Raw genomic sequence first — 19407 nt, 5'->3', positions numbered from 1 at the left:
ATCTCCTTAACTTGATTTATTTCTTATTCGGCTGTAAGTCGTGGCGCAATATAATCCAATGATTGATTTCCTTCGAATCATATTCAGGACAAATTTTTCATACCTACTTAAAGTCCCGTAGACTTCATTGTAGTAAAATGGCAAGGCCTCTCTAACATAAGGATTTTTTATCATATCACTTACATAGCCTAGTCTTTTGCTGATATTTAATTCGTTTGATGAATTTAGATATACATACACATAAGACATTACACTATGAATTAATTTGATCGACTTTAGTTGCTTTAGCCTTAATGGATTCACAGCCCCCAAAAGCGCTTCTGGCATGGCAAGTGTATACACTTCTAATGCTCTGCTGAAATAATCCTTTTCCAAAATGTTTCTAGTCGCACTTCCCGCCACTTCACGGTAATGATATCCGGTATAATCGATATACATCACACTGCCGGCACGGCTAAAAAATTGCATATTAAACATGCCATCCTCACCTAATGCAACTTTCTCCGGAAACTTTGCTTGGAAGTCAATAATGGCTTGGCGTTTATAAAGCTTGTTGCATGCTGTATTTAATTGATCAGACTGCAAGAAGAAAGGTAAGATATTCTTCTCAATATATTCCCTTGGATGCAGGGTATTGGTTGGAAAAGGATACCTGGTTATAACCTTCCGTCCCTCAATCTCACTTTCAAAATTCGAAATAACGACATCATAGCCACCTTCATGAGCTGATCTATACAATGTCGCATACATGTCCTCTTCAATATAATCATCTGCGTCAACAAATCCGATATATTCACCGGCAGCTTCCTCTAGCCCCTTATTTCGAGCCATACTTACACCTTTATTCTCCTGATGAAACAATTTTATTCTTGGATCATGCTTCGCATAGTTTTCAATCATTTGCCCGCTTTGATCTCTGGATCCATCATTAACAAAAATAAACTCACACTCCTGTAATGACTGACCAATAAGAGAATCCAAGCAATGATTCAAATAATTTTCAGCGTTATAAACAGGGATGACTACACTTACTTTAATATTCATGTCTACATCACCCCATACAACTTTTCTAATTCGTATGTGTTACTGTAGTCTTGATTCGTAATATGTTTAATTAATTTGTTTCTTAGCTCATACTTCTTATAGAGCCGCTCTATTCCAGCTGCTATTCCTTCTATATTAAGATCACAGATAACCCCATCAATACCATCCTCGACCTGACTCTTCGCGGTAGCATAATTCGTAATCAAGATAGGCTTACCCAAAATTTTCGCTTCCGTTACGGTGACTGCCTTGCCCTCATACCTGGATGGCTGTACATACAGATCACAAGCTTTTATGTACGGGTACGGATTTGTTTTCTTGCCTAATAGGGAAAATTGGTCGTCTAATCCATTACTTTCAATTAACTCCTTTATTGCAACCTCATCCCCACCGTAGCCAACAACGTACCATGCAATATCCTTATAACCTTTATCTTTTAAAAGCCTTAAAGCCTTAACGGCATTATCAATTCCTTTGGCATGTGATAGTCTAGCTACGGTCATTAATTTAAATCTTTTATCATTCATCATAGGTTCAGCTGATTCTTTATCAGCCATCATTTTAATAAAGTCTGGAGAGGTAATGTTTTCTATGACGATTACCTTATTTTCTAATTCCCCATACTTGGATAAAAACGACTCCTTACATGCATCCGAGACGGCGACAATGTGATCAAACTCTCTCCACATTTCCAAATCCATCTGTACGTTTGTTTCTACATTGGAATAGTCGGTATGAATCCAAGCTATCTTCTTCTTTGCCTTAATTTTGTGGGCTATAAAATAATGAGGCCATAAATAACTGATTGCCACATCGTACTCTTTCTCAATCTGAGGTAAATAGGGCAGCGCATATTTCCACATCAATTGCATTTGGTAATATCCCGGCTCAGCTACCCTGCTAATTCGCCGAAAAATCTCCGCATGTAACTTGGATAGGACTCTTGAGATTCCGATAGCGTAATGTCTATCCTGAAAGGTCTCTCCAATTGATTTTCTAAAAGTGGTGTACTGCGGGACTTCATTTAATAAATTGGTTTTATTATTAATTAAGTTCATAAACTCACCTTGATGTTTGTAGAGCATTAAATCAATCTCATGCGAGTTATAGTCAAACTGATCAAGCATGCTGACCAGACTTCTCTCTACTCCCCCTACTTCCATATCGAAGGATGCAATTAATATATTCTTCATTGGATCCTCCTGAGAGCTTCCCTCATTCTTGCGATATTGTTGCCACCAATTACTTTGGCCAGCATCCATTTCATCTGACCTTTAAACCGTGCTTTAGGCGGTAACCAGCTCTTATAAAAATGATGCACGGCATAAGTATTATTGGACATAAATGTTCTGCAGTTAATGTAATCATAGGGGGAAAAATACGTTTGAGGATAAAAAGTGCCAACTTCGCTTATCTCTTGATAAAGGCCATTGGGCTTAACTCCCCAGTCTCCTAGTATCTTCGTTATCAAGGCAACGTTGGTTAGCGAGTCAAAGGAGCCATCTTCCCGAATGAAGTTCTTATGCTGATAGGAATCCATAAAAACTTTGATTAGCTTATTTTCTTTTGCAGCCCCGATCGTACTCGTTGCAATAAAATTTTCCTGCTCAAACCCCCAGAATGACTCATGGTGCAGTAGGTCATCAAAGGATTTGAACACTTCAACATCAGTGTCTAAGTAGATTCCACCAAAGTGATATAATGCAAATACCCTCGCATAGTCGCTAACGAATGCAAATTTACCTGCTTCATAAGCTTGCTTCACATAGATATTTCTGTTGACATCAAAGTTGCTTTCATTCCACTCTATGAATTGATAGTCAGTTAAATAGTTATGCCAACTGGCTATGCATTTTTTAACGATTTCCGGCCGTTCATTTTTGCCAAACCAACAATAATGGATAATCTTAGGAATCCTGTTGCTTTTATTATTCAAGGATATTGCCCCCTAGATCATATAAATATTCCAGAGCCTACTACTTGCCCTTCATTCGTTCTTTATAGTGAACTATTGCACATGAATAATGAATGTCGTAATGAGGGGAATTGATGATGCCTTGTCTTTCATATCAATTGTAGTTCTTAATAAAGAACATGTCAATGATCCTGATTATTAAATTTAGATTTACGTCGCAGTTGTCGTTTGCAAGTCTGTCAATTGATTTCCTAAAAACTTTGCAAACAGCCCATTTTTTTCTTCCGCTAATTTGTTAAATCCGCCACTTTGAACGATTCTACCTTGATCCATCACAATAACCTGATTCGCATTTCGTATCGTGGACAATCGATGAGCGATGACAATAATGGTCAGCTTTCCTTGAAGCCGATCCAACGCTTCTTGAATCTTCGTCTCATTCTCCGTGTCTAACGAACTGGTCGCCTCGTCCAAGATCAGGATTGAAGGTTTTCGTAATATGGCTCGCGCTAAAACAAGCCGTTGCCTTTCTCCACCCGACAATCGAATGCCTCTGTCTCCAATGAGTGTATCGAGCCCTTGAGGAAGTTTTCTAACAAAATCTGCCGATGCGGCGAACTCTAAGGCATCCCAGAGCTGCTCCTCTGTTGCATCTGGAGCGATCATTAGCAGGTTTTCACGTATATTTCCATTAAAAAGGAACGGATCCTGGGGGACATAACTGATCGATTTTCTCAAAGATAATAAATTCGTACCTGTAAGGGGAACTCCATCCACAAGGACCTGCCCTTTCTCCGGCTGCAGCAATCCCATCAGGATATCAATTAAAGTACTTTTGCCTGCGCCGGATCTACCGACGACTGCTGTCATTTGATTAGAGTGAATTCGCAAGTTAATATCTTGGAGTGAACGAACCTCTTCATTGCGATTATATCGAAAAGACACATCACGGCATTCGAGGTAATTCTCAATATGAATTTGTTTCACATAATTAAAGTCACGGTTCTCTTCTTTAACTTCCCTGGACGCTCTACATTCATTTTGTAAAGCTTTCAAAGATTTAAAAGCAGGAATTGCCGTGGCGATTTGTTCGAGATTCGTCTGAATACCTTGAAATCGAGGCCAAAGCCTAAAAAACACGAGGATAATTAACATCAGCTGCTGTCCTTGTGTATGGAAGAGCATAACGGAAGCGTAAATAAAAACGGCAATAATGACTGATGACGAAACCTTGAAGTACAGTTGAGAATTAGCACTTATTTTAGCCGCTGCAAACCGTTCCCGCGCGAATTGGTGACACCAATCTACCATCCAGTTACGGCGTGACTCCTCCAGCATATTGCTTTTAATGTCCTTGATTCCATTGAAGTGATCCGTGATTCCTCCAATATAACTTCTCCCGATCTCCAAAGACTGATTTCCGATCTTGTTTGCTTTTTTAATAAAAGTACGAGAAAAGAATGAGACAACTAGTCCGCAGCATAAGACAAAGATTGTTAATTTAACGGATAACCATAAGGCAATCCCGACTTGGATCAAAGTAAATATAATGGATGTCAAAAACTGCATAAAAACATAGGATCCCGTTGTTACTTGCCCCAACTCCCCAGTCAAAGAGTTAATGAGATCCGATTTTCTTTTTTTAATGAAAAAGTCCCAGTTCGCTTGAAGTAAGGCGTTATATGTCTCTAATCTTACGTAATTAATAAATCCGGTATGGATTTTGATATCTCTAAGGTTGAGATTCCGCTGAATCAAACTTTGTCCTGTTATTAGTACAATATACGCACCTACGATAATGATCAGCGATACTGACTTTGGAAGCTCATTCAACCATTTAATGATGCCTAGATGGGAGCTCCATCCCGTATTTATGTCCATGATACCGCTGATGCCCAGCAATGGGAGCAGTAAGAAAATCCCCATACCGTCAAGGAAACTGATAAGCATCATTGCCAGAAGGTTCACGTATAAAATTTTACCCGCGTAGCCATGCAGTTGTTTGATAAAATAAAAGAGTTGTTCCATTACACTTCTCCCTGTGGCAAGTTACGCTTCAATTTTCTTCTCCATGCCCATAAGACAGGACGTAAAGGGAAGTAGAGGAACTGCAACCGTTTAGGCAACGGCAGCGTCTCGGCATCTTCCGGGTACGGATAAAAGAAACTCATGACGAAAAGTATCTTATGCGGAGTCGGCATTAGTGAAAATAAATGGCGTTTATGATAATTAGCCACATGCTCCGGCAAAGGAGGCGTATGAAGATTAATCATTTGCCCAATATAGAATAGTGCATCAGATGCTAATTGTTTAGCATTCTTGGATGCAGTAATTGATTCCAGATCCTTTGTTAACGGAGTATGCAGAAGTTGTTTAGCCAAAATAAGCGCTTGTGCACCAATGTGGAGTTGCCTGAATTCTTTTAGCAGCTTATAGAGCTTAGGGAAGTCTAGGTTTTGCCTGGAAATTCGATCGATATCGGCCAACCAGCGGAGTCGGGACCATCCATGACGAGCCCCATGTGCAGCAAGAAATAAAAATAAATCCTCTCTCCCTAAATAATAGACAGGATTACTCGTAATCGTACTTATCCGTTTCCGTTCCCACAATTCATCGAAAGCAGGCTCTTTTCCTGGACCTGGGCCTAGTCTCCAATGCAGCTCGAGGGTAACTCCCGTAATTTCGTGGATATAGGTGACATGGTGATGTCTCCATTTCCAATCATTCAGTATCGTCTTGTATTCCTCTTCCTTCACGTAGCCGTATCCTTTGAGCAATTCCTCTGCTTTGTTCAAATCTTGCATGGGAATCAGGATGTCTAAGTCGCGTGATGTTCTAAGGGATACATCGCCATAAAGATCAGCTGCAAGAACAGGTCCCTTCAAGACGATAGCGCGGATATCCGTTTCGGAGAACTGCTTACAAAGATCTTCCATCTGTGCGCTCAAGCGCAGCATATTGAAGGTGTTACTTTCATAATCTTTTTTCAGAGCATGCATGACTTTCAGCGGAATCCCTACTTCATTTATTTTCCTAAGATGGTTAAATAGGATAGAGAAAACCCGATGATGTCTTCCAAGTGCTAGGAATTTATCCCAATCGATATCCGTTATTTCTACCTGATCCTTTCTCATGATGGATAGCAATAAATTCAATTCATCAGAAAAAGGCGCCGAATCCAAACGAACATTATTGTCCATCATTTTAATCTGCTCCTTCATTATCTACCGACTGATATATTTAGCAAATTTACCAACAACAGCATACCGTTCCATGCCATCTGCTCCGGTAATATAATAGGGGCCGCTGCGGAGCCATGCGTGAGCTACCATTTTGCCAGACTCGTCTCTACCGGTCCCAAGATACAGCGTGCTTTCAATGTGACGCTTTTCAAGCATTTTTAAAGCAGCTATAGCCCTAACCAAACATTTACTCTCCCAGAACGTATGTCGACTCATAATCTGAATCGCATCGTGAACTCTGCTCAATGTGGCCTTATTAAGTAAGGTTTGGCTATTCGTCGTTTCCTCCATCTGGGCGCCTAACGAAGGTGCAAGCCTAGAAAAAGGAATGAAGAGTAGCAGACGTGCCCACCCCAAATAGATATAAGCTTCTATAAATAAAAGCATTGTTTTCGTATCTAGTGAGAAAAAACTTCTAACTTTATTCACGTTGCTCATCGGCTCCAACTTGAACCAAACCTTCTCCTACCATATGTTCTAAAAAAGATATCACATGCTGCTCGCACTCATTTTGGTCCACATCATATTCCAGCATTAATGTAGAAACTAACCGCCCAATGGATATAGGATTTTCAATAGAATCCCATATTTTGCCACCAATTTCCCCTAGGTTGTAATACTTTCCGTTCTGAACACTTAGCATGACTTTTTCACCGCCCATATCACTGACGATGTTCCCTTTTCCTTGATATACACAATCTTGCAGTGAAATTGTTTCATGATTAATCATGGTTTATTCCTCCAAATGTAATGTTTCCAGGATGGTCGAAACCAATTGAGGAGCCGTAAAGCTGGATACTGGTCGACTTAATTGAAACATTTGAATATGATGCAGAATGCTCGCAGATGTTTTGAAGTGCCAATCGACTAATCCTAGACCAGGAATAAAGAAATTGCGATAGGTGTGATAAAATAGAGGATAGAAACGGTCGAGCTTTTCAATAAGACGAATTTCTACCTCTTCATTCTCTGTTTTCACAAGTTCAATCACGCCGGCGAGAGGTAAGGATTCCGTACAGTAGCTAGTGGATACCGGGATATAATATTTATCCACTCTGCCATATAAAGACTGATAGTTGCTGGATACCAAACCAAACTTGGTAAGACTATCTTCCCATAGCTTCTGTTGTGGATAGGATGGAGTAACGTATGGAATGTTATCATCTGACAACGTGATTGCTATCACATCATCACTTAGAAGCTGATATCCTCGAGTTATGAACGCTGAAGCTAGCGTTGACTTCCCCGCACCTGAATCCCCAACAATCGCGTAAGCCTTACCATTGATTGCTAAGGCACTTCCGTGCAGCGGAAATATCTTTCTCTGCATCAAAATGGCACCCATGCATGTTCCAAGAACAAGAAGTCGAATCTCGCCTTCTTCTACTTCTTTCATCGGTGAAACCGTGATCCTCTTTCCATCCTGGATAGAGAAGGTAGCTATTTCAGGGATATGAAACATCGTTAAATTCTCTTTAACTAGAAATTGATTGGGATCTTCGGATACCTCAAAGTATAATGGCGTGAGATCCGGGTCAATAAGTATTTCAATATCCGCTACTTCTTGCTGCTCACTCACTTTGATTAATTCCGGCAAATCCATATCGCTTGATATGGTTAACCCGAAGGCTTTATAGATAAGTTTTTGTTTGATTTCTAACATTATTTCACTCCATTATTACCATGATTATGTTAAAGCCCCTATACTGTCTTGATGTATAAGGGCTTTAACATATGTAAGAAATCTAGTTAGTTTTAAGCTAAGCCAATCTTAGCTCCATGTTAATTGGTCTTTAGGCGTCCCTGTAGGGTAATTATGGTCGAGGTGATTCCCGTTTTTAGGATCAAGCATTGTCATGTTTACATTCAATACTTCCAATTCCGGTTTTTTCCATTCTTTTTTCATATATATTCACCTCCTTTCAAGCGAATTTTTTCATGTATCTGTATAGGATTAAACTGCGCATTAAAATCTTATAATCAGCATCGGTCGCATATTCCGGGACAGCCCCAGCTTCAACCTTTGCCAACGCAGCATTTAACACATCACCATCTAAATAGCTCAAGATTCTATCATCCTTGCTGAGTTGTTTTAACTCAGCTTTATATGTATCCCAATGTGGGATCATTCGATGAACCCAGTCAGCACCTTGAACCCCTCGATAATGCAGATTTAGCCTAACTTTATCCGGTAATAATTTTTCTGTAGATCTTCGTATAAGAGACCGATCAACACCGTTTTGTACATATTGTTCTTCAGGTACAGAAAGGCAAAATCGAATCACCCGTAAATCGTTGGTTGGATCACGCTGCCATAACGAGTAACGTAATGACAATTTTGCCGTCAATGTGTTTGTCGTATTCCAGTGGAATACATCCTTGAAATGCCTTCTCCTTAGTTCATGCAGATTAGCATTGGAGGAAAACCAACCCGTTTGGTCTATCCCATAGTCTTTTAGTCTATGAAACACATTCGTTCTTTTAGCTAAACTCGGATTAATGATTCTCGGAAATATATAAGGTTTATCCTCTGTTGGAAATATCCGGTCGATGAATGGGAAGGCAACTCTTGCCACTTCCGGAAGCCTCCGCAGCCTTGACCCTCCCACTTTACTACTGTAGTGATGCAGTTCCTGTACAAGACGGAACCACTTCATTTTCTTTAAAAGAAGGGCGTAATGCTCATAAGCGGATCCCCAGGATATGCTCAAATTCCCTCGCGCACCGCTTAATAGCACGCCAATTCCTTCCTCCTGCGCTTTCTCAAATATTCCTTTTATCCAAAATGAGTTTTCGAAGTATTTATATGGAAGCTCCGTTATTTCCAGAAAATCATCAATTTCTGTATACGAGTTTTTACCCTCAAGATCCAAGTAATGATCGTTAATTCCCCCCACATGCTGCACAGTCGAATGAATAAAGGGTCGTTCATCCGCCATTAAATGCCTGGGAGTATAATCTTTAAAATCCTTGGGAGGGATGTAACTAAATGTATGCAATCGTTTGGCATTCTTGCTTAGAGCATTAGCAGCAAAACTGACAATGGAGCCTGAATCTAATCCGCCGCTTAATTGAGCACCGACCCCACGGTTCGTCCGTAGACGTGATTGGACAGCAGTTCGAAAAACATCTTGGAAAGCTTCTACGTATTCATCATTTGACTTCAGTTTTAACCGTTCTCCCGCAGTTAGCGTGCAATATCTCGTAAGCTTTATTTGCCCGCCGGCAATCGAGATGCTGTGAGACGGTAACAATTGTTCAATATGTTGATACGGTGTTATTGAAGCATCTACCGCTTCAACCACAGCAGAAATAGCCAAATATTCCGCCAGCCATTGTTCGTTAAGTTCCTTCTTCACATAGGGTAGCGTCAACAAAGGCTCAATGGCCGTGCAAAACGCAAAGCGCTTTGCATTAGAGTGAAAATAAAGCGTCCGGCTCCCCGAAAAGTCCCGAGCGCCAAAAAGCGTTTGCTTCCTCTCGTCCCAAATCATAAAGGCAAAATCGCCAATCAAATGCTTCGGAGCATCTTCAGCCCATTTGTGATAAGCCAGCAAAATCAGCTCACTATCCGGTATGCCAGCTCTCCGGTCTCGCTCTATTTGAAGTTTCTCAAATAATTCATCTCGGTTATCAATGATCGCATCAGCGGTTATCGCTAACTTTCTATTCTGATCATAGTAGGGTAATCGTTCACCAATCGACTCTGGCGTGATCCACTGTGCATGACAGCCCAGGAAGATCTTCTCATGGTGCCATACCTGAACATCGTCAGCTGGATATTTCTCTAAATCGAACATCATACGATGACCATGTTCCGTATTTATCGGTTCTTGATCATAATGGAATATCCCGGCGATGGCACTCATTTTCTACCCCACAGTACAATTAGTAATTGATATTTCACTGCGTTGACGTTCTTTTTAAAGAACGACTGAGTGAACGTATGCCTTGCACTTCTTGTTTGATAACCCGTCTTACTTTTCATTTATTTGACCACTTGTCGTTCTTTATCGAGAACAATTTCAGGATATCATCTTACTTCTTTACTGTCAACTGCTAACTAAAACTTTTTCATCTCGCTCGAAAACATCATTTTTCCTAAATTACATACGAATTGAACGAGTGCTGCCCATGAATGTCCAAGGGAATCAAAATTGAAAAACTTATCATAAACTTTACTTACAAATTGCTTAATATTTCGACTTTTGCTTCCCCTATACGCCCCCTCAAAGTTAATTTTGCTTTGAAGCGGCAATGGCAACGGCAATTCCTTGATCTCCGATAAATGAGGAAAATAACGATACACGATAAGCAATGTTCTTATCATTCGGCGCAGCGTTTTATGTGTAGCGGCATCCTCTAATAATCGATTAAAGTCAATCTGATCTCGCCTTGCATGGAGAATTTGGATAATGTCTATAAAATATTTGGGCGAATTCATATAATGACTCCAGCCATGTAGACAAATCATGTAAAACGAATGGTAAACAGACAGCTCCTTGACATATTGGAAGGATGCCATCGGCAACGCTTCTCCCCAAAATTCGTCCATATTTAAGTTTGATGTTTTCTCGATCAGGAAATCCCAATGGAGTTCAACCGTGAGCGGAACCGAACAGTAAGGCAGCGGTTTAGACAAGCTCCAGTGGAAATGCGACGTTGTGCAATCCTGCTCGATGGTATACCCCAGCGACTTCACACACTGAATAGCCCGCTCCAAATCATGTTTCTGCACCAACACATCAATATCGGTTGTCCCTCTGGCTCCAAGATGACCAAAATATTTCTCAGCAAAATAGACGCCTTTAAGCGGAATGACACAAATAGCCAATTCTTCGAACTTCTTCAGCAGCCGGTCCGTTTGATTTTTAATAAAAAGATTGAGATATAACGTTTCATCATAGTCTTGTTTTAATCGTTCTTGAAAAAAGAGTGGAACTTGCGACCCTCTGCCTTGCTGTTGGATTAAAAAATAAACCTGGGAAGCTACGCCAAAGTAAGCAATATCCTCTAACGCTTTTTCATAAAAGGTAACATCCTGAGGAAAAGAAGCCCGCGGATCATACAACGCTTGTATCAAAGGAATGATCATCACTTGAAGCTCCTTTCTCCGACTGCAACCGGTATAATCGACGATACAGCCCTTCCTGCCTAATGATCTCTTCATGACGGCCCATCTGCACGATCTTTCCTTCATCCATAACAATAATGAGATCCGCATTTTGCACGGTGGATAGTCGATGAGCAATCACTAACGTGGTGCGATTATGCAGCAGCTTTTCCATCGCCTTTTGCACATGATACTCCGTTTCGCTGTCCAAAGCTGACGTCCCTTCATCCAACAGGAGGATAGGCGCATCCTTTAACAGGGCACGTGCAATAGCCATACGCTGCCGTTGCCCACCGGAAAGTCTAGAGCCTCTCTCCCCGATTTCGGTATCATACCCATTCGAAAGAGAGGTGATAAAGGTATGTATGCCGGCAATAGACGCCGCCTGTATCATCTGGGCATCTGTGATGCCAGGTTTGGCTAGCTGCAGATTCTCTCGGACCGTACCGCTGAACAACACGGTTTCTTGGGAAACATGAGCGAATAAGCTTCTCTGTTCGGAAACAGTCAGCGCAGCAGTCGAATGACCGTTGATTGTGATGCTACCAGCTTGCGGCAAATAAAAGCCCTGAAGCAAGTGGAACAACGTGCTCTTTCCTGCCCCGCTTAAACCGACAATAGCGACGATCTTTCCGGGCGGAATTTGCAAATTAAATTGATCGAAAACAAGCTTCTGCCCATCATAGCTAAACGAAACATCTTTGAAGTGAATGGCTGACAACATAGGCTTATAGGCAATCGCCTCAGGCAAGCTGTCGGATTCAATCTCTGTATCCAGGATCTTAAATATCCTTTCCATGGCGGAAACGGATTTTTGCAGGCCTGCCCATTGTCCGGCCAGCTCTGTCAGCGGATATACCAAGTGGTTAACAAGGTTGATAAACGTTAATAGGGCACCTACCGTCAGGACACCGCTTGAGACGTAGTACGAACCCAAACATAGGCTTATCAGAAATGTGACGGAGGCAGCCGCCTGGCTCCCCACATAAAACCATCCGCGCAATTTGGCATTCCGCAGCTCTAGTGCATATAGTTCCTGATTCCTACTTACATATTTGGCGAAAATGAACTTTTCCATGAGGAAAGAACGGATAACGAACAAACCGCTGAACGTTTCATTCAGCAGCACGTTCATTCGTGCTACTAAATCCTGAATCAACCGGTTATTTTTTCGAAGCATGAAACCAAAAATAACTCCGGAAACCATGGCAATTGGAGCCACAACCATGCTTACGAGCGCTAGCTTCCAACTAATTTGAAGCAAGTAAATGAAAACAGCCAGATAAATGAACGGTAATTTAACCAAATAAATAAGGCTGCTGCCAATAATGCCATCCAGGTTATGAATATCATTCGTGAAATGCGCCAATAGATCCCCAGAATGTTTACCGTCGATATGCTTTCCAGGCAGCTGCATAATATGTTTGAACACATCTGCGGAGAAGTCTCTTTTTACCCCATTTGTTGCGATGGTCTCCCACAGTGTTGTCAGGTACGTCGCTGCAATACTTACGGCAACCAGAAACGCGCCTAAAGGCACCAACCATTTCATTCGTCCAAAATGACTATGAATAGCCGCATCCGTGAGATGGCCAAAGAACCATGAGAAGGATAACGTTAAGGCGATATCCACGAATAACAAGAGGAATAGCCCCATGTATGCCTTACGATGCGCAATCATGTAGGGCTTCAATATGGAGTAAGTCGTGCGAACATCTTTTATGGCCAATCTTCCCATCATACCCGCGACACTCCACTGTAAGTCTAGACTTGAAAGCTTTCTTTCCTATTTAGATAAAATCTTAATAATAGCGCAATCATTGGAAATGTTAGAATAATTCTTCCCCAAACATGAGCATATAGATCCGTTGTATGGATGATCCGCCTTTTCCGCTCAATCCAAGTCAGTTTCCCGATCAATTGATCCAGCCCAATTGCTTCGTCATGCTTTAAATTGGTGTCACCTTTGCATAGGTAATACAGCTGTTGATTCCTTGTGACCATCCGGCAAAATCGATGAGCCACCAAGTTTCCGCCTAATGTACGAAATAAAAGGACATCGCCTTTCTTTATGCTTTCCGTGCTAGTAACGCTGAATCGGCAAATGTCACCTTTTTTGATAAAGGGATACATACTCGTTCCTCGCGCCGGAAGTTCAATCCAGCCATTTTTGGCCATCACACGTGTAAGAAGTTGTATGGATTCTTTAGGAAACAGCATATTGGACCAAACCCCGCCCTATCATCTCCGTTAAAAAGGCTTCAACATCCTCTTCGACACTCTCGCCGACGGTTGCGAATTCCTCACGAACTGCCTCGCTTATTGAGCTTACTGTCTGTGCCTCACCAAGTAACGACCAGCAGTAGCCGCCTACTTCATTTAATTTCGTCAGCGTAAATTCATCCGTGTTCAAAATAATACATTCCACATCCAGCTGAATAAACTCATAATCATTCATTCGAAGGTATTTGGTCATCAGGATATCAGCTCCCAAAATGTCTCGTTTTTTTGAAAATGCAGCTCGGAAATTGCAACCGAATGAACGACTTGCTGCAGCAGTCGGAAGATGTTCCTTGTTTCTTCCAAACTGTGAGACCAATAAAACACTTTATTCATAAGAAAAAGAAGGCTGTTCGATTTGCTAAGCGGAACGATATGATGTTCCATGGCCTGATGCAAGAGATATATGTTGGTTAACGGACTAACTTCACCTACACCTGTTCTTCCCAGTTCACTTCGAAATGGAGAATCATAGACGGTAACCTGACCAGGAGTGATTTTAATAATGGTTGCCTCATCGGAAAGCAGCTCCCGGGGATGCGATAGCTTAGCCGCCGTAGATTTGCCGGCCCCCGAGTGTCCCGCAAACATGTAGGCTTTGCCCTTATCTATCGCACATGATGAGTGAATCAGCAGTCCCCACTGATGATAGACCAGATAGGAGCTGTATAGATTCATTAACGCGTGCTTTAGCGCCAACTCATTATGCACAGAAATGTTAGATTCCCGATAATCCAAACTAGTCTCGATGCTGTAATCTGCCCTCTGAAATAAAATCTTGTGTGAGTCTTTGGAAATCTCCACGTGATAGTCAACAAAAGGAGTCCCATATCCCTCTGTCAGTTTAATGAAGAGATCCGGGTTCCGATTGCTCGTATCTACCACTGGGAAATTCCGCTCAATCCAGTACGTCATCTGATCGGAGTCGCAAATCATTTGAACAAGATGCTCCCCAATCGTTGTGTGCATGCGCGCCATTGTACATCCCCTTGGGACTTTATTGATCGTTGAGGTCAACGGCAGTTAGCCGTTAACCTCTTCGACTAATTTCACTTATTTTTGCCGTTTCCATTGCCATTATGAGGTCCGGTATACGGAGGGTTGGGATAATTAATGCCGCCATTTCCTTTACCAGGGTGATTCAAATTGCCGTGGCCTTTATTCCAGCTCTGCGCTGTCTCAAAGCGAACCGGCTGTTGACTTAGAACCATTGGGCGAATATATACTTTGGGTACCTTCTTCGTTTCGTCTTTCATCGCATTCGCTCTCCTATCGTTTCATAGTTTGGACAAGGCGTCTTGCTTCACCAAATGGTGTATCAATGATTTCATAGATCCGAAGATAGACGGTATTTTCCAATCGGTCCGCGTTAAAATCGATGGATTGTGCACCGCTAATCAGCTTATTATCTCCTGTAAAGGATAACACTTTGGAAGCCATGATTCTGTTTTTGGCATCGGCGAACTCAAGCCTCATTTGAGAAAAGCTTTTATCAACGACGATTTCATCCTGAAGTTTAATCCCGAAATCCAGATTGTTTTTATATGAGTAGGGTACGCTTCCTTGTCCCATATTGTAGTTGATTCCAATTGACCAATTATTCAACGTGACTTGGAAAGGAAAGAAGGCTGCATCCTTATCGTCCGTCTCATCCATAACTTTCGTCTTGAAGGCTGCAAGTGGAAGGTTGTAAGGCTCTACACTTTTCCCATCCGTAATTTCCATGGCCAACTGCTCACCGTTTTCTGCATTAGGAATAATAAAGGAATAGTAGATGACGTAGCTTAGGTTAGGAATGAGTGATTCCACCTGCGTATTTTGTCTTGTACCCAAATATTTATTACCGCTGCTGCTGGTTAGGACCGTCTGAAAGAGAGGAACCGGCAAGGGATTCTCACTTTTATTGAGCAGCCTGAATTTGGCCACAGCCGCTTTAAAACCGCCACCCGCGCTTTCATAGACACGAAGATCTACCATGGAAACACTGATTTCTGGCCGAATCAGCTTCGTTAAAGGATCTATCTGAAGCGGTTTGTTCCACTCATATTGTGACAATTGATTCATAAAGTACCGTACATCGTTGGCTCCTGGCGGCGTAATTGTCAATCTGCCAATCAAATATTCGGTATGTTTTTTGTCCTCACCTACAAAGTCTTCTGGCGTCAGGACCGATAAACTTTTCAAATCCATCTTATTTCTGATCGGAATGGCATAATGAACATAATTCTCTTCCCCAGGGTCGAGGGTGATCGGATCTTTCTCTATCCGTTTTCCACTATAAATTTTATTCTCTAATTTGCCATTGATTCGGAAGTCAGGGATGTTGGTTTTCTTATCCCCCGTATTTTTAGCAAGCAATGCCACAATGGTCATAGGCCCGTCCGGCGTATTCTGTTCAGTAAGACTAACCGGCTTGTATGACAGCGTGCTGGACAGCACCGGGATCGTAAACTGATCATCCCACTTCTTCATCGTGGAAGGATCGGTAAGATTAGCCTTTTCACCCTTCCATTCTATGTCGGAAATCGGCAGGGATATGATTTTCTTTTCTTGCTTGGGATAGACGAATTCGTCAACATCATAGAAGGAAAGATCCGTTAATGAAAAGACATCAAAGCGCTCGATGACCGTCATATAACTAAGCTCTACCGTCTCTTTGGGCTGAATGTTCTTGGCGTTAGCCTGACTTGGACGCATGATATATTCCAAGCCTTCTTGCGTCTTGGCACGAACTTCATACTCCGGTACGCCCGTTAGGCGATCCCCATCGTTATACAAGCGTACAACAGTGCCGATTCGAGCTCCTTCGGGAGTTGATTCGTTTAAAATACTTTTCACTTCCACCTTGATATCACTCGTCAAAGGATAGCTTTTCACCGTCGTTGTTGAGGTATATTTTTCATCGGCTGCTACATGGAAAGCCGCTGATGGAATCACGAGTGAAACGGATAAAATGAACATAACCATCGTATGTTTCCAATTTATTTTCAAGTCAAGTCACTCCAATTTTATTTATTGCTCTTCAATAGCCGTCATTTGAACTTTTTCTTTATTGCTTAACTGACTTGGACTCGTTTTTACGACCAGTTCTCCCTCTTTGAGGCCCGAGAGCACTTCTTGATTAGGCTCGTTCAATCTGCCTAATTGAATGCTGCGTTTCTCTACGGTGTCTCCATTGAGCACAAATACGTAAGCATTGTCACCTTCTTTAACAATACTGTAGGTAGGAACCGTCACTACAATCTGGTCCTGATCTTCCGTCAGTTGAAGCTTCAGCTTCATTCCAGGTTTCAATGACAAATCTTTATTCGGCACTTCGAGATTAATTTCATAGGCCTTCGTTTCGGGATCGATCACTTTGGAGAGATAGCTGATGGCTCCCTTGAATTTCTCATTTGCTCCCACTACGAAATAAGAAAGCTGAGTCTTATTACCGATTTGGTTCGTTTCCGCTTCCGATAGCTGTGCTTTAATTTTAATCGGGTCCAGTCTTTGAATAACCCCGACCTTAGCTCCCGGCTGCAGCGCCATGCCTGCTTCCATCGGCATCTCCGTCAATAAGCCGCTTACCGTAGCTCGCACTTCAAGGTTTTTCATAGCTTGGTCAAGCTGCTGCAGGTTAACCTGAGCATTTTTGAGCTGCACGTCCAATTCAGGAGAAACTTCCTGCGGTTCTACAGCGCTTAGTTTCTGTTTAAGCTGATCCAGATCCATGCGGGCACTCATCATTTGAGTCTCCATCTGGTATAGCTGAGCTTTCGTAACCAGTCCGATATCATAATCGTTTTTCATTTTATTGTAATTTCGCATTAAACCAGTCATCGACAACTCCATCTTTTGAATGGCATTGCTCATATCCAACTTTTGGTTTTGCGTGTCTTTTTTAGCTCTTATTTTCGCTTTTTCTATCGCATCCTGAGCCGTTTGCACAGCAAGAGCCGCGGTCTCTCTCTGTGTCTGGAGATCGCCGGATCTCAACCGAAGAATCACATCGCCTTCTTGAACCATATCTCCGCGTTTTTTCAAAATCTGATCAATATCTCCGGCTGCCTTGGATGTAAGGTCAAATTGGGCTGATGATTGTGCTTCTGCTACACGCTCCAATGGGTCACCTATTTTTTGTTTAATAACCTTGAAGACTTTAATGCTTTTCGGTGCTTGATCACTATACATGGAATTGCTGTCTGCATTGTTTACTGCCGTATCCGAGCACCCGGCCAATATGCCAATGCTTAAAGTCAAAATGCAAAGGGTTCTCACGACTTTCGGTTGCTGCTTCCGCCGTTTTTTTCTCATTGGATATAAACTCTCTCCCCTTACTTTGATTTCCCGCAACGGTCAAAGGTACGACGACGCATGATCGCTTTTAACTTCATTCATGACGACGCCAATTAAATTCACATTTGCCAGATGGAGCTCTTCTTTCACTTTCTTGGCGATCCCGCGTTTGACTTTACCGGATTTGACGATGAGAAGTGTCCCATCGCACTTTGTTGCCATAATCTTGGCATCTGTAACCGTTAGAATGGACGTAGTGTCCACAATAACCATGTCATATGTCGTACTAAGCTCTGCCAGCAAGACATCCATTTGATGGGATGCCAATAAGCCAGAGGGATTTTGAGGGGCCGGACCCGAGGTTACAAATGATAAATTTTCAATATAAGATTCTCGCACGATCTCGTTCAATGTACTCTGATTAGCCAGATAGTTGGTCAGCCCTTTTCCATTATCTTCACGAAACGTTAAGTGAATCGATGGATTTCGCAGGTCGGCATCTACGAGCACCACTTTCTTGCCCGTTTGTGCATACGCAACGGCTAAATTAATGGCCGTCGTTGTTTTCCCTTCCCCTCTGCCTGAAGATGTGACGGTAATTGTCTTTGCTTCACGCCCGAATACCGAACAATCAATATTAAATCTTAAAGATCTATAAGCCTCGGATGCAGGAGAGTTGGGATTCTTTTGCATCGTTATGGAAGCATCAGTGGATAGTTTTGGCATAAGCAATATCCTCTACTTTTTTTCTGGATTTATTTTTCTGCGCCGTCCTTAGTGCTTTGGTTTTCACTTTCGGTATGTAAGCTAAGGTTGAGAGTTCAAAAGCCTCTCGAACATCTTCATCCGTTTTCAAAGTATCATCTAAAGCATCGAGCAGAAGAATGATACCAACTGTAACAGCGAGCGAGGCAACAAAACTAAGAATGATATATTGGTTCGACTTTTGATTGACAGGTATAGGATTGTCCTGAACTTTGGCTCTATTCAGAATGGTGATATTATCGACCTTCATAATTTTGGGGATCTCGGTTTGGAAAACATCCGATACGGCATTCGCAATCTTCACCGCTCGATCATGTGAAATATGTCGGGCCGTAATCGACATCACTTGCGTTTCATTGAGGTTCGACACATTAACAATAGAAATTAATTGGTCGGTAGATACGTTGAGGTCAGGGTAGCGTTGAACTACTTTATCCATAATTGCCGGAGTTCTAATGATTTCTTTGTAAGTATTAATGAGGGCCATATTAACGCCGATTGCTCCATAATCGATTTGCTCTGTACCTAGTTGACCCTGTTCAGATGTTTTGTTGACAATCAATTTTGTCGAAGCCTGATAAATCGGAACATAATTGGCTGTCGTATACATGGCGGTTAGAATGGTGCTACCACATACAATTAATGCAATAAGCCACCAACGCTTCTTTATAATCATCAAATATTCTTTTAAATTAATTTCCATGTTTCCCCTCCGTGAGAAGTCATCTTTTTCGAAATTAAATGATACTATTTGTATCTTAATTCTATTA

General features: G+C 41.8%; 20 protein-coding genes. All 20 read right to left on the bottom strand.

What is annotated here, in order from left to right; all coding sequences use genetic code 11:
• Positions 1–6: 6 nt before the first annotated feature.
• Positions 7–1044, bottom strand: coding sequence for a glycosyltransferase family 2 protein (locus ACUN27_RS04995; protein WP_445558491.1), 1038 nt, complete (start codon positions 1042–1044; stop codon positions 7–9).
• A 2-nt stretch (positions 1045–1046) separates the two neighbouring features.
• The gene (locus ACUN27_RS04990; protein ID WP_445558490.1) at positions 1047–2237 is read right to left on the bottom strand and encodes a glycosyltransferase; all 1191 of its coding nucleotides are present in this window, start codon (positions 2235–2237) and stop codon (positions 1047–1049) included.
• Complete coding sequence (locus ACUN27_RS04985; RefSeq protein WP_445558489.1) at positions 2234–2980, bottom strand: glycosyltransferase family 32 protein; 747 nt, start codon at positions 2978–2980, stop codon at positions 2234–2236. Before ACUN27_RS04985 ends, ACUN27_RS04990 begins: the two co-directional genes overlap by 4 nt.
• Positions 2981–3169: 189 nt before the next feature.
• Positions 3170–4987 carry an ABC transporter ATP-binding protein gene (locus ACUN27_RS04980; RefSeq protein WP_315953860.1) on the bottom strand — a complete coding sequence of 606 codons (1818 nt, stop codon included), beginning with the start codon at positions 4985–4987 and terminating at the stop codon, positions 3170–3172.
• Entirely contained in the window at positions 4987–6159 is a 1173-nt protein-coding gene (locus tag ACUN27_RS04975) for a nucleotidyltransferase domain-containing protein (protein WP_315954021.1), read from the bottom strand. The genes ACUN27_RS04980 and ACUN27_RS04975 overlap by 1 nt, the downstream gene beginning before the upstream one ends.
• 24 nt (positions 6160–6183) lie before the next feature.
• Complete coding sequence (locus ACUN27_RS04970) at positions 6184–6639, bottom strand: lasso peptide biosynthesis B2 protein (protein WP_445558488.1); 456 nt, start codon at positions 6637–6639, stop codon at positions 6184–6186.
• Positions 6623–6931, bottom strand: coding sequence for a lasso peptide biosynthesis PqqD family chaperone (locus tag ACUN27_RS04965; protein WP_445558487.1), 309 nt, complete (start codon positions 6929–6931; stop codon positions 6623–6625). Before ACUN27_RS04965 ends, ACUN27_RS04970 begins: the two co-directional genes overlap by 17 nt.
• 3 nt (positions 6932–6934) lie before the next feature.
• On the bottom strand, positions 6935–7864 hold the full coding sequence (locus ACUN27_RS04960; protein WP_315953857.1) for an HPr kinase/phosphorylase: 930 nt from the start codon (positions 7862–7864) through the stop codon (positions 6935–6937).
• Positions 7865–7972: 108 nt separating this feature from the next.
• Positions 7973–8107 (bottom strand): paeninodin family lasso peptide, encoded by a 135-nt coding sequence (locus ACUN27_RS04955; RefSeq protein WP_127455425.1) that lies wholly within the window; start codon positions 8105–8107, stop codon positions 7973–7975.
• A gap of 16 nt (positions 8108–8123) precedes the next feature.
• Positions 8124–10070: a lasso peptide isopeptide bond-forming cyclase gene (locus tag ACUN27_RS04950; RefSeq protein WP_445558486.1), complete on the bottom strand. Its 1947-nt coding sequence runs from the start codon at positions 10068–10070 to the stop codon at positions 8124–8126.
• A 194-nt stretch (positions 10071–10264) separates the two neighbouring features.
• Positions 10265–11296: a nucleotidyltransferase family protein gene (locus ACUN27_RS04945; protein ID WP_445558485.1), complete on the bottom strand. Its 1032-nt coding sequence runs from the start codon at positions 11294–11296 to the stop codon at positions 10265–10267.
• Complete coding sequence (locus ACUN27_RS04940) at positions 11265–13055, bottom strand: ABC transporter ATP-binding protein (protein WP_445558484.1); 1791 nt, start codon at positions 13053–13055, stop codon at positions 11265–11267. Before ACUN27_RS04940 ends, ACUN27_RS04945 begins: the two co-directional genes overlap by 32 nt.
• A gap of 23 nt (positions 13056–13078) precedes the next feature.
• Positions 13079–13534, bottom strand: coding sequence for a signal peptidase I (locus tag ACUN27_RS04935; RefSeq protein WP_315953853.1), 456 nt, complete (start codon positions 13532–13534; stop codon positions 13079–13081).
• The gene (locus ACUN27_RS04930; protein WP_315953852.1) at positions 13521–13790 is read right to left on the bottom strand and encodes a PqqD family protein; all 270 of its coding nucleotides are present in this window, start codon (positions 13788–13790) and stop codon (positions 13521–13523) included. The genes ACUN27_RS04935 and ACUN27_RS04930 overlap by 14 nt, the downstream gene beginning before the upstream one ends.
• Positions 13790–14572, bottom strand: a complete 783-nt coding sequence (locus ACUN27_RS04925) for a hypothetical protein (RefSeq protein WP_315953851.1) — start codon at positions 14570–14572, stop codon at positions 13790–13792. The genes ACUN27_RS04930 and ACUN27_RS04925 overlap by 1 nt, the downstream gene beginning before the upstream one ends.
• A 71-nt stretch (positions 14573–14643) precedes the next feature.
• Positions 14644–14850, bottom strand: coding sequence for a hypothetical protein (locus tag ACUN27_RS04920; RefSeq protein WP_315953850.1), 207 nt, complete (start codon positions 14848–14850; stop codon positions 14644–14646).
• 13 nt (positions 14851–14863) lie between these two features.
• On the bottom strand, positions 14864–16585 hold the full coding sequence (locus ACUN27_RS04915) for a hypothetical protein (RefSeq protein ID WP_326059206.1): 1722 nt from the start codon (positions 16583–16585) through the stop codon (positions 14864–14866).
• Between the two features lie 21 nt (positions 16586–16606).
• The gene (locus tag ACUN27_RS04910; protein ID WP_326059205.1) at positions 16607–17890 is read right to left on the bottom strand and encodes an efflux RND transporter periplasmic adaptor subunit; all 1284 of its coding nucleotides are present in this window, start codon (positions 17888–17890) and stop codon (positions 16607–16609) included.
• Positions 17891–17932: 42 nt separating this feature from the next.
• Positions 17933–18598 (bottom strand): CpsD/CapB family tyrosine-protein kinase, encoded by a 666-nt coding sequence (locus tag ACUN27_RS04905; protein WP_315953847.1) that lies wholly within the window; start codon positions 18596–18598, stop codon positions 17933–17935.
• Entirely contained in the window at positions 18579–19340 is a 762-nt protein-coding gene (locus ACUN27_RS04900; RefSeq protein ID WP_326059204.1) for a YveK family protein, read from the bottom strand. Before ACUN27_RS04900 ends, ACUN27_RS04905 begins: the two co-directional genes overlap by 20 nt.
• Between the last annotated feature and the right edge of the window lie 67 nt (positions 19341–19407).

Source organism: Paenibacillus sp. WC2504, assembly GCF_052682475.1.
This window is presented reverse-complemented; position numbering and strand designations above follow the sequence as displayed.

Coding starts and splice junctions, on each gene's coding strand:
- ACUN27_RS04995 (WP_445558491.1), bottom strand. CDS start 1,044: ATGAATATTAAAGTAAGTGTAGTCATCCCTGTTTATAACGCTGAAAAT.
- ACUN27_RS04990 (WP_445558490.1), bottom strand. CDS start 2,237: ATGAAGAATATATTAATTGCATCCTTCGATATGGAAGTAGGGGGAGTA.
- ACUN27_RS04980 (WP_315953860.1), bottom strand. CDS start 4,987: ATGGAACAACTCTTTTATTTTATCAAACAACTGCATGGCTACGCGGGT.
- ACUN27_RS04975 (WP_315954021.1), bottom strand. CDS start 6,159: ATGGACAATAATGTTCGTTTGGATTCGGCGCCTTTTTCTGATGAATTG.
- ACUN27_RS04970 (WP_445558488.1), bottom strand. CDS start 6,639: ATGAGCAACGTGAATAAAGTTAGAAGTTTTTTCTCACTAGATACGAAA.
- ACUN27_RS04965 (WP_445558487.1), bottom strand. CDS start 6,931: ATGATTAATCATGAAACAATTTCACTGCAAGATTGTGTATATCAAGGA.
- ACUN27_RS04960 (WP_315953857.1), bottom strand. CDS start 7,864: ATGTTAGAAATCAAACAAAAACTTATCTATAAAGCCTTCGGGTTAACC.
- ACUN27_RS04955 (WP_127455425.1), bottom strand. CDS start 8,107: ATGAAAAAAGAATGGAAAAAACCGGAATTGGAAGTATTGAATGTAAAC.
- ACUN27_RS04950 (WP_445558486.1), bottom strand. CDS start 10,070: ATGAGTGCCATCGCCGGGATATTCCATTATGATCAAGAACCGATAAAT.
- ACUN27_RS04945 (WP_445558485.1), bottom strand. CDS start 11,296: ATGATCATTCCTTTGATACAAGCGTTGTATGATCCGCGGGCTTCTTTT.
- ACUN27_RS04940 (WP_445558484.1), bottom strand. CDS start 13,055: ATGATGGGAAGATTGGCCATAAAAGATGTTCGCACGACTTACTCCATA.
- ACUN27_RS04935 (WP_315953853.1), bottom strand. CDS start 13,534: ATGCTGTTTCCTAAAGAATCCATACAACTTCTTACACGTGTGATGGCC.
- ACUN27_RS04930 (WP_315953852.1), bottom strand. CDS start 13,790: ATGACCAAATACCTTCGAATGAATGATTATGAGTTTATTCAGCTGGAT.
- ACUN27_RS04925 (WP_315953851.1), bottom strand. CDS start 14,572: ATGGCGCGCATGCACACAACGATTGGGGAGCATCTTGTTCAAATGATT.
- ACUN27_RS04920 (WP_315953850.1), bottom strand. CDS start 14,850: ATGAAAGACGAAACGAAGAAGGTACCCAAAGTATATATTCGCCCAATG.
- ACUN27_RS04910 (WP_326059205.1), bottom strand. CDS start 17,890: ATGAGAAAAAAACGGCGGAAGCAGCAACCGAAAGTCGTGAGAACCCTT.
- ACUN27_RS04905 (WP_315953847.1), bottom strand. CDS start 18,598: ATGCCAAAACTATCCACTGATGCTTCCATAACGATGCAAAAGAATCCC.
- ACUN27_RS04900 (WP_326059204.1), bottom strand. CDS start 19,340: ATGGAAATTAATTTAAAAGAATATTTGATGATTATAAAGAAGCGTTGG.